This window comes from Opitutaceae bacterium TAV5, from assembly GCA_000242935.3.
In the GTDB taxonomy this organism is placed as follows: domain Bacteria; phylum Verrucomicrobiota; class Verrucomicrobiia; order Opitutales; family Opitutaceae; genus Geminisphaera.
Window position 1 is genome coordinate 1,370,726 of sequence record CP007053.1, and the last position, 11,231, is coordinate 1,381,956.

1 protein-coding gene is annotated in these 11,231 nt (G+C 68.4%); it reads left to right on the plus strand.

What is annotated here, in order from left to right; all coding sequences use genetic code 11:
• Nucleotides 1-136: 136 nt before the first annotated feature.
• Nucleotides 137-11,137, plus strand: a complete 11,001-nt coding sequence (locus OPIT5_06320; GenBank protein AHF89896.1) for a filamentous hemagglutinin — start codon at nucleotides 137-139, stop codon at nucleotides 11,135-11,137.
• Nucleotides 11,138-11,231: the final 94 nt, after the last annotated feature.

The window sequence follows — 11,231 nt, forward strand, 5'->3', positions numbered from 1 at the left end:
TTGTTCCTTCATCCGCCCGCTTTGAGGGCACCCGATTCAGTCAGCCCCTTCGGGGCCATCGCCTTCGGCGATGCCATCTCCGCGCTTCCGCGTTCCGTCAGCTCTTCCGCCTTTTCGTCCTTCCGTCCTTCCCGCCATGTCTCCCGCCTCCCGCCGTCTCTTCCGCGCCATCCGGGCGCTCGCCGCCACACAGCTCAGTCTTTCGCTTTCCGGTGTGCTGCCGCTGGCCGCGGCGAGCGGGAACGACATGTTCCGTCCCCGTAACGGCGGGAGCACGCCGGGCCTTCCTCCCGCCGCCAACCCGGCGGCGCAGTTGCCGGCCAGCCACGGCGGGGCCAACCAGTCCTTTGCCCGCATCACGCAATCGGTCGCCGCCGTGCGCGCCGCTCAGGATGTGGCCCGCGCCGCCGCTCAGGCCGCAGTTTCGAATGTTCCCAACGGCCTCGCTCCCGGCGGCCTCGTCGTCGCTCCCGGCGCTACGCCCGGCTCCTCCCTCTGGCTCGGCGCCGCCGCTCCGGTCCAGACGCAAAACGGCCCACGCACTCAGGTGGACATCGTCCAGCAACAGGCCAAGGCGATCCTCACCTGGGAGTCCTTCAACATCGGCAAGGAAACCACGCTCACTTTCGACCAGCGCGGCAACGCCGACTGGATCGCCCTCAATCGCGTCACCGGCGCCGATACCAACCCCTCGCAAATCCTCGGCCAGTTGAAGGCCGACGGGCAGGTCTATATCGTCAACCAGAACGGCATCATCTTCGGCGGTTCCTCCCAAGTGAACGTCGGCGCCCTCACAGCCTCCTCGCTCAATATCACCGACGAAAACTTCCAGCGGGAGTTCGTCACCTCTGTCTGGCAGCAGACCCCGACCTTCCAGGCCGTCGCCGGCGTTGTCCCCGGCGACATCAAGGTCGAGGCCGGCGCTCGCATCGAGACTGATGCCTCCGGCCGTGTTTTCTTGCTCGGCGGCAACGTCGCCAACCACGGCACGATCCGCACCCCCGACGGCCAGACGATCCTCGCCGCCGGGCAGCGTGCCTTTCTCAAGGCCAGCACCGAGTCCAACCTGCGCGGCTGGGAGATCGAGGTCGTCGGCAACACCGCCGACACCGGCCTTGCCGCCAACTCCGGTGAGATCATCGCCGAGCGTGGCAACATCACCCTTGTCGGCAAGGATGTCTCCGTCGCCGGCCGCCTCGCCGCCACCACCTCGGCCACTGCCAACGGCTCCGTCTTCCTGCACGCCCGCGACGAGGCGCTCGCCCAATTCAACGACAACGGTATCTTCGAGGGTGTCGGGTTTCTCCGTTCGGGCATTCTGACCATCGAGGCTGGGACGGTCATCGACATCCTCCCCGAGTATTCCTCCACCGATACGGTTACGGCCACCGCGCTGATCGATCCTTCGCAGGTCGATCTCTACGGGAAGACGATTCACCTCGGGGATGATTCCGCCATTGTCGCCCCTTCTGGCGACGTCGCCCTGACCAGTGTATCCAGCTTGCTGGTGCCCTATGCCCAGCAGAGCGAGACGGAGCGCGGCGCATCCCGCATCTACATCGGCAAAAACGCCCTCATCGACGTGTCCGGCAGTCTCGGCGTGGTCGCGGACGGCACGCGCAACTTCGTGGAGGTCGAGCTGCGCGGCAATGAGCTGCGCGACAACCCGCTCCTTTACGATCTCCTCTACGGCAAGAAAGTGTGGGTCGATCTGCGCGACACCGGCACCTTCGACGACCCCTTCATGGCCGACGTCGAATGGATCGAGAGCCGGCCCGGCGTCTGGATTGGCTCGCCGCTTTTCGACGCCACCGGCTACATCAACCAGCTCCGCCGCGGAGTCGGGGAACTCACCGCTACCGGAGGCAACATCACCGCCAGCGCCTACGGCGACATCGTGGTGCGCGAGGGCGCGGTGCTCGACGTTTCCGGCGGCACCGTCAATTACACCGCCGCCGTCGGCCAAGTCACCCGCCTGCGCTCCGCCTCCGGCGCCACGGTCGATGTGGGCAACGCGACCTGGGGCGAATCCTACACCGGCATCGTGGGCATCCATTCCGTCGATCACGGCCGCTGGGGCGTCACCGAGGATTTTTATCTGCCCTTCGTCTCCTCCCCGCGCTTCTCCGAAGCCTACACCGAAGGCAAGGCCGCCGGCACCGTCTCGCTCGATGCCCAGCGCGTCGCCCTCGACGGGCAGATCAACGCCCATGTCACCCTTGGTGAACGGCAGGTAGGCAACTCCGCCGCGCCCATCGGCGGGGCGCTCGTCATCGGCCATGCCGGCGCCACCCGCTCGAATCCCACTTGGCAGCTCGACTACCGTCTGACCGGTGCCGACATCGTCTCGGACGGCGCTCGGTTGGATGACGACTTTTCTTTCGGGGATCGTCTCGCCGACGATTTCCGCACCGCTCTTTCCACCGGGATGCTGGCGGAGGGCGGCGTCGGCTCGCTCCATGTATATGCGATCGAAGGTATCAGCGTGGCCCAAGGCGTCACGCTCGACCTGGGCGCGCGCGGCTCCGCCGTGCTGGCCGCCCGCGAGATCGCGGTGGACGGCACGATCCGGGCCGCTGGCGGCTCGATCACGCTGCGGGCCGATTATGCCGACCTTCCGCCTTTTTCCACTTCGACCCAATCCTCGGCACCCCGTCCGCCACTGGCGATCACCCTTGGCGAATCCTCCGTGCTCGATGTGAGCGGCCAGTGGGTCAACGCCTTCACGGGAAACGTGGATGCCCCCTTCGCCGTCCACGGCGGCACCGTCAGCCTCCTCACCAACGAGCTTACGCCCGTCAACAGCCTGCCTTCGCTTGAAGGCGAGGGCGTCGCCAGCGGCGTCATCACCCTGGCGCAAGGCAGCGTCATCGACGTGTCCGGCGGCGGCTACGTCAATACCAGGGGCAGCCTCTCCCGCCTCGGCAATGCCGGCTCCATCGTCATCGGTGCCACCGACATCCTTTTCGGCGACGGCCTTGCCACCTATGACGGCCTGCGCGGCTATGCGCTCGCCACCACGACCTCCGCCGGCCGCGGCGGTAGCCTCTCGCTCACCCATCGCGCCATCCAAGTCGGCACACCTTCCGAAGACCCCGCCGGCGCCACCCTCTGGCTCGACGACGCCTTTTTCCGGCGTGGCGGCTTTGCCGATTATTCCCTGCACGGCATCGCTTCACTCTCGGTTGAGGGCGACGCGCACGTCGCCCCCGCGGCGCAAAACCGCCTCATCCTCGACCCTGCCTCGTTCGCCACCGGCGCGGCTCCCGGCACCCTCGGCGCGCTCACCCTTCTGCCCGAGGGACACCGCAAATCCGCCAGCCTCTCTCTTTCCGCCGGTTCCGTCCGGTGGAGTTATGTCATCACCACCACCAGCGCCACCTATCAGGCAACCGACTACCGGGGCACTCTCACTCTGGCCGAGGGCAGTGTCATCGACTCTGGGCTCGGCGGCTCGGTATCGCTGGGCGCGGTGGATCAGGTGGTTGTCGCCGGCACGGTCCGCGCCCCCGGCGGGACCATCGACGCCCGCGTCATCTTGCCGAATCAGGGCAATCTCGGTTCCTTGGTGCCGCAGCGTCAGGACCGTGCGGTCTGGCTGACCTCCACTGCGCAGTTGCTCGCGCCTGGAGCATGGCTGCCCTCCGTCAACTTGCATGGCCTTCGCACCGGCGAGGTGCTGTCCGGCGGCAGCGTGGTTCTCGATACGTCGCGGGCCGGCCGTGTGGTCACGGAAGCCGGTTCGCTGATCGACGTGTCCGGCGGCCTTGCCACGCTCGACTTGGCCGCGCTCTCCGCTCCGTCCGTTTCATCCTCCGTTACCGGCGTGCCGGCCACCGCGCCGGTCGAGGTGTGGAGCGATGCCGGCTTTGTCACCATTCGGATGCGCGACGGTGGCTACCTCGACGGCAGTTATCGCGCCGCCGGGCTCGTGCCCGAGGCCGAGAACGGTAGTCTCACGGTCGTCGCGGGTTCGCTTGCGGGGGCTTTTGGTGGCGCCACCACCGGCACGCTGGTTGTCCGACAGGACGCCGACGCCGCGCTCCCCGAATCCCTGCGGCCGGGCGATGCGTTCACATCCTCTTTGGGACAGGCGTTCCTTTCGGCCGATACGCTGGCGCAGTCCGGTTTCTCCACGCTCGACCTGACCGCCATGACCGGGGTGACCTTCCGCGGCGACGTTCGCCTGGAGGCGGGCCGGCGTATCGCGCTCGACACGCCGCTCCTTCGCGTCGAGGCCACGCCCGAAGTGAGCGCGCCCGCCGCCACGGTGGCGGCTCCTTGGGTTTCTCTGGGCGATACCGGCATCGTTCGTGATGGCATCGCCAGCGGCTCCACCTCGCCATCGGCCTCCTCCGGTCCAGGCGAATTGCGGGTGGAGGCGGATCTAATCGACTTCGCCGGCAACACCGTCCTGTCCAATGTGGGTGCCGCCGGGTTTTACAGCACCGGCGACATCCGGTTCGTGGGTGCCTCCCGCTTTGGGTCCGTTGGAAGCGCTCTCAGCGACGCCATCTTTGCGCTGGTGTCCGACCTGCGGGCGTCCGCACCCCTCACGTTCTCGGCGGCCCGCCTCTATCCGGCCTCGGGCGTGCCGGCCGCGATCACCGCCCCCGCCGCGGATGTCGTCTTCGAGTCGCCGACCGCGTCGGTTGACCGATCGGCCCCGCTGTCCGCTGGCGGCAGCCTCCTCGTGACGGCGGCCAATATCCAGCAGAACGGCACCGTTCGCGCCCCCCTCGGCCAGATCACGTTCGACGCCGGACCTGTCGGCACTGTCACGTTCGGGGAAAACAGCCTCACGTCCGTTTCTTTGGAGGGCCTGTCGATTCCCTACGGAGATGTCATCAACGGCAATTGGTTTGGCCGCGGAAGCGGATCGATTACGGGCACGGATGCTCTCTGGCTCCTCGAAGCCGCGCCGGACAAGCGGGTGACGGTCGCCGCGCGCGACATCGACGTGCAGGCCGGTGCCGTGATCGACCTCTCCGGCGGCGGCGACATCACCGCGGCCGAGTTCGTCCCCGGCACCGGCGGTTCCCGCGACCTCCTCGCCGGCACCGGCGTGTATGCGGTCGTCCCCTCGCTCCAGTCCGCGCTCGCGCCCGCCGGGATCGACGCCGGCTCCCAAGTCTGGCTCTCCGGTGTGCCCGGCCTCGCCGCCGGCTACTACACGCTGCTGCCGGCCCAATATGCCCTGCTTCCGGGCGCCTTCCGCGTGACCGTGCGGCAGGCTTCCAGCGACCTGCCCGTCGGCACCGCCAATGCCCGGCCCGACGGCTCGTATCTGGTTTCCGGTTACTTCGCCTCTTCGCTCACCGGCACGCGCGACAGCCGAGCCTCCACGTTCAACGTCATGCCGGCCGGCGTGGTTCGGAACTTCGCCGAATACACCGAGCACACCGGCAACGCCTTCTTCGCCGCCTACGCGGCCAATCGCGATCAACTGATCCAACGCCTCCCGGTGGACGCGGGCCAGCTCGTGCTGAACGCCCGGCGCTCGCTCGGTCTGGAGGGCTCTGCCCGCACGGGAGCGGGCGAGGGCGGTCGCGGCGCGCTGATCGACATCGCCGCCGACTCCATCGCCGTCCTCGCCTCCGGCGCGAACCCGCTCGACGACTACAGTGTCAATCTCGACGGCGCGGCCCTCTCGCGCTTCGGGGCCGGCAGCCTCCTGCTCGGCGGCACCCGCACCGTCACGGAAGACGGTATCGTCATCGCCACGGTCGCCGAGCGCGTGCTCGTCGCCAACGACGAGGCATCCGCCCTGGTCGCGCCCGAGGTCCTGCTCGTTGCCAAGACCGTCATCGCAGGCGAGGCGTTGGAGGGCACCGGCGTCATCGAGCTGGCCGAGGGTAGCGTCATCCGCGCCGAGGGTGCGGTCACGGGCGAAGTCCTGCCGCTCCGCATCGGCACGATGCCGGACGAAGGGCAGGCGGCGCGGGGCACCGGCATGGGCGCTTTTGTCGGCGTGTCCAACGCCGCGCTCGACCTCACCCGCGTCGATGTCGCCGCCGCCGAGGGACCGACCTTGGGCGTGCTCACCGTGGGCGGCGGCGCCTCCCTGCAAGCCTCCGGCGCCATCCTCCTTGACGCCACCTTCGACACCGTGATTTCGGGCGACGCCGCGCTGCGCGCCCCCTCGCTGGAGGTCGCCTCCAGTGTCATCAGCCTGGGCGGCGCGCCCGAGGGCGCCGGCGGTTTCATCGTCGGCGCCGACACGCTCGCCGGCTTCGCCGACACCACCCGCCTCGTCCTGCGCAGCTACGGCGCCATCGACTTCTACGACGTGCCCGCGCTCGGACTGACCGATGAAGCGGGCGACCCGCTCTTCGCCGAGTTGATCCTCGACGGCGCGGCGCTCGTGCAGCGTGGCGCGGAGGATGTCACCCTGCGCGGCCAGTCCGTCACCCTGCGCAACACCGGCGGCAACGCCTTCACCGAGAATGTCCCACTTGCGGGCTCCCTCACCGTCCTCGCTGACACTCTCACGCTCGCTGCTGGCGAAAGCCGTCTGCTCGGCTTTGGCTCGGTCGCTCTCACCGCTGCCGACCTGCGCTTCGAGAATGTTGGCAGCCTAGCCGTCGGCACGGAGGCGGCGCCGGTCGATGTCACCGTCACCGCCCCGCGCATTTCCGCGAGTGGCAACGCCACCCACGGTCTTGTCACCCGCGGCGCGCTCACGCTGGCCGGCCGCTCCGCCGCCGCGCCTGCGACCGAGGCCGATTTCGGTGGCAGCGTCTCCTTCTTTGGCCGGACCGTCGCGGTGGACGCCGGCCGCATTGACCTGCGCTCCGGTTCGCTCTCGCTCGACGCGGTCGAAGACCTGCTCATTGGCGCCGGTAGCACGCTCGATGCCTCCGGTCGCGTCGAAACTTTCTTCGATGTCACCCGCACCGTGCCCGCTGGCACTCTCTCCCTCGTCTCGCACACCGGCAACGTTATCGTGGAGACCGGCGCGCTCCTCGACGTCTCCGCTGGCTCTGCCGATGGCAACGCCGGCACGCTTGCCGTGACCACCCCCGAAGGCTCCTTCGTCCTCCTCGGCACGGCCCGCGGCGGCTCCTTCTCGCTCGACGCCGGCACCGTGGCCGACTTCGCCGGCCTCAACGCCTCGCTCAACGCCGGCGGCTTCGCGCAAAAACGCGCTTTCAACCTCCGCTCCGGCGACTTCACCGTCGATGGCACCACCCGCACCCACGAGTTGGAAATCGTCGCCGCTTCCGGCAGCCTCACCGTGGCGTCCGATGCCGCGCTCATCGCCGATGGTGCCAAGCCCGGCTCCATCCGCCTGATCGCCGCCGACGATCTCACGGTCGCCTCCGGCGCACGGCTCTCCGCCATCGCCACCGACGGCCAGGGCGGGCGCGTGGAACTCGTCAGCGCGGGCGGCGACCTCGCCTTCCGAGCTGGCGCGTCCATCGACGTGATCGGCTCCCGCGAAGGCGGCCTCGTCACCCTCCGCGCCGGGCTCGACGAGACAACCAGCGACTACCGCCTCACCGACGCCTCCGGCACCATCACCGGTGCCCGCCGCATCGACGCCGAAGCCGTGCGCATTTACGATCTCCCGGCGGTCTCCACCGCAGTCGTCACCGATTACGTCACCGGCGCGACCGTCACGCGCGATGTCGCCACTATCGACTCCTCCCTCATCAATACGATCCGGGCCGACACCACCGCCTGGCTCGCCGCGCACAAGGACGCCACGCTCGCCCGCCTTGGCCGGACCGATGACGCGGCCTTCCACCTCGTCACCGGCGTCGAAGTTCGCTCGGAGGGCGACCTCGCTCTCGGAGCACCCATCCCTTACGACTCCGTCGCTCCCGCGCAGTCCCCCTGGACGTTGTCCGCCTCCGCTGCGGGCGACTATGGCACGCTTACCCTGCGCGCCGCCGGCAATCTGGTGCTGAACGAATCGCTGACCGCGCTCGACTCGCGGCCGCATTCGTGGTCGCTGCGTCTTGTGGGCGGCTCGGACCTCGCGTCCGCTGATCCGCTCGCCGTCCAGCCGCTCTTCAACCTCGCCGACACCGGCGATGTGCGCATCCTCCGCTCCGTCGCCACCGGCACCGGTGACATCGACGTGCGCGCTGCCCGCGATGTTCAACTGAAACGCACCTTTGTCCGCTACCGGCAACCTACCGGCCAGCGGGAGATCGCCACGCTCGACGCCCTCATGCTGCGCGGCACCAACTTCTCCACCTGGACCCGGCTCAACGACTTTTCCGACGGCTACCTCTACACGGCCGGCCGCCGCGCCCAAGCCACCGATGGTGGCAACAGCGGCGGTGGCTCCATCCGCATCGCCGCCGGCCGGGATGTGCGCGGCCCTGGTCGCGACCTGACCCTGTTCAGCAACACCGGCGGCCAGAGCAACGGCCGGCAGGTGGTGCGCAACCAGCTCGTCACCGACTGGCAGTGGCGCCGAGGCGCGCTCAATGCCGCCGGCACCGCCTACACCACGCAGCCGGCTTGGGGCATCGACCTGCCAACCGGTGGCTGGAGTGACACGACATTCAGCCAAGGCGTGGGCACGCTCGGCGGCGGCGACATCGCGATCGGCGCCGGCCGCAATCTCGATTCAATGACAGTCGTTGCTCCCACCAGCGGCCGCGTAACCGGCACGCCCGCCAACGCCGTGCTCGAAACTTGGGGTGGCGGCGACATCCGCATTACCACCGGCGGCGATGTGCTCGGTGGCATCTTCTATAACGGCAAGGGCGACGCCGGGCTTCGCATCGGCGGCAGCCTCGTCGGCGCTCCGTTGAATACCGACCGCGTGGACCGGCTTGCCGGCGGCTCCACCCGGACCAACAACCGCTACTTCCTCGAAAACATCTTCGCCGTCGGCGAAGGCTCCTACGACATCGTCGTCCGCGGCGATGCCGACATCGGCTGGGTATTCAACCCAACTCTCTTCGGCGTCGGTGGCTCCCGCCTGTCGGCGTTGTTCTCGACCTACGCCGACGACAGTGCGTTCTCCGTCTCCTCGATCGCCGGTGATGTTCGCCTGAAGGGATACTCCGGTCTGGCCCCAGGTCGAGTCGTGTCCACGCCCCCCAACTTTTCTTTTAGCACCGGCGGGCAGCAAAGCCGAGTTCTCTTTGGGTTCATGTCCATGCTCTATCCGGGCACCGTGGAGGCCGTGGCCTTTAACGGAGACATCCGGATCGGCAACGGCTCTGACGCGGTGGTCCTCCTCTACCCGCAGGCCGGAGGCGATCTCAATCTGCTCGCCGCCGGCTCCATCGACCTCGACACGCTGGCTTTCACCAATACCACCAACTTCTACGATCAAGGCTACGGCCTCGTCATGTCGGACGCCGACCCGACCGCCATGCCCACGGCGCTTCGGCCGGTGGCGACTTGGGACGAGCTCGCGCTGCGCCTGCGCGAGCCCTTGCCTGCTTACACCGGCGTGGTGGATCGCGCCCTCAGCCACTCCGCCAGCCTCTACCGCGCCGACGATGCCAACCCCGTCCGCATCTACGCCCGCGAGGGTGACATCGACGGGCAATGGAACCCAGGCTACGCGCAGGCCGCCTTCAGCGTCGTCATGCCGAAGCCGACCTATATCCGTGCCGGGCGCGACATCATCGACCTTCTGTTCTTCGGCCAGAATTTCACCGACGACCAGACCACGATCGTCCAGGCCGGGCGCGACATCCGCCAGCAGGGCGTCCTGCGCCTCGGCGGCTGGCCCGACGGCAACGTCATCAGCGTCGGCGGCCCCGGCCGCCTCGAAGTCACCGCCGGCCGCCACCTCGACCTCAACAAAAGCGCCGGCATCCAGGCCGTGGGCAACCAGATGAACCCGTATCTCTCCAAGACGCAGAGCGCGGACATCGCCCTCACCGTCGGCGCGGGTGCGGGTGGTCCCGACTACGCCGCCTTCGCCTCGCTCTACCTCGACCCCGCCAACCGCATCGCCGGCATCCGCAACTACGCCACGGACCTTCTCGGCTACATGCGGGAAAAAACCGGCGACGACACCCTCGATGCCTCCGCTGCCTGGCTGGCCTTTCAGGACCTGCCGGACGGCGTGCGTGCCGCTTTCGTGCGGAAAGTCTTCTACAAGGAGCTGGCCGCTGTCGGCACCTTTGCCGCCGAGAGCGACGAGCCCACCAAATACAACCCCGGCTTCGACGCCCTCTCCGCGCTTTTCTATGCCGACGACCTGCTCGCCTACATGCGTGAGCAGACGGGTAACGCCTCGCTCGACCTCGCCGGTGCCTGGGCGCGTTTCCAGGACCCGACAATCACCGAGCAGCAGCGTAACGCCTGGCACAACGGCTTCTACGCCCTGCTCAACGAAGGCGACGTCACCCCCTACGCCGGCGATCTCTCGCTACGCTACAGCCAGATCAAGTCCATCTACGATGGCAGCATCGACCTCATGGTCCCCGGCGGTTCCATCGACGGCGGCCTTGCCGTCGTCGGCCCCGACCTCAGCTCCACGGCGAGCATCACCAGCAACGGCAAGACGATCTCCGCGCTCAAGACCGCCGACCAGCTCGGCATCCTCGCCCTGCGCGGCGGCGACGTCTCGATCTTCCTCGATGGCGACATGGTCGTGAACCAGTCCCGCGTTTTCGCCATCGGCGGGGGCGACATCGTCATCTGGTCGTCCAACGGGGACATCAACGCCGGCAAGGGCGCCAAGACCGCCGCCGTGGCCCCGCCGCCCCGCATCGTTTATGATGCGGCCAGCGGCAGCTTCACCATCGAGTTCACCGGCGAGACCGCCGGCAGCGGCATCGGCACGCTCATCAGCAGCGCGGGCGGCGAGCCCGGCGACGTTTACCTGATGGCCCCGCGCGGCACCGTCGATGCGGGCGACGCCGGCATCCGTGTGAGCGGCAACATCGTGGTGGCTGCGCAGTCCGTGCGCGGGGCCGACAACATCCAGGTCGGCGGCGCTTCGCTCGGCGTGCCCTCCACTGCGATCAACACCGGCGCCATTGCCGCCGCCTCCGCCGCCACGTCCGCGATCTCCCAGCAGACCTTCACGCCCCCGCCGCAGACCGCGCCGCAGGATGTCCCGTCCACCTTCACCATCCAGGTGATCGGCTACGGCGGTGACATCGAGGCCGGCGACGGCATCCCCCGCAGCCCCCGCGTCAGCCAGCTCTGATCCGCATTTTTTCCCGCCTGAATTCCAATCCATAACCAAACCCACCACTCGGACCCGATCCTCAACTTCATCTGCGCAACTTCGCCGCACTCCC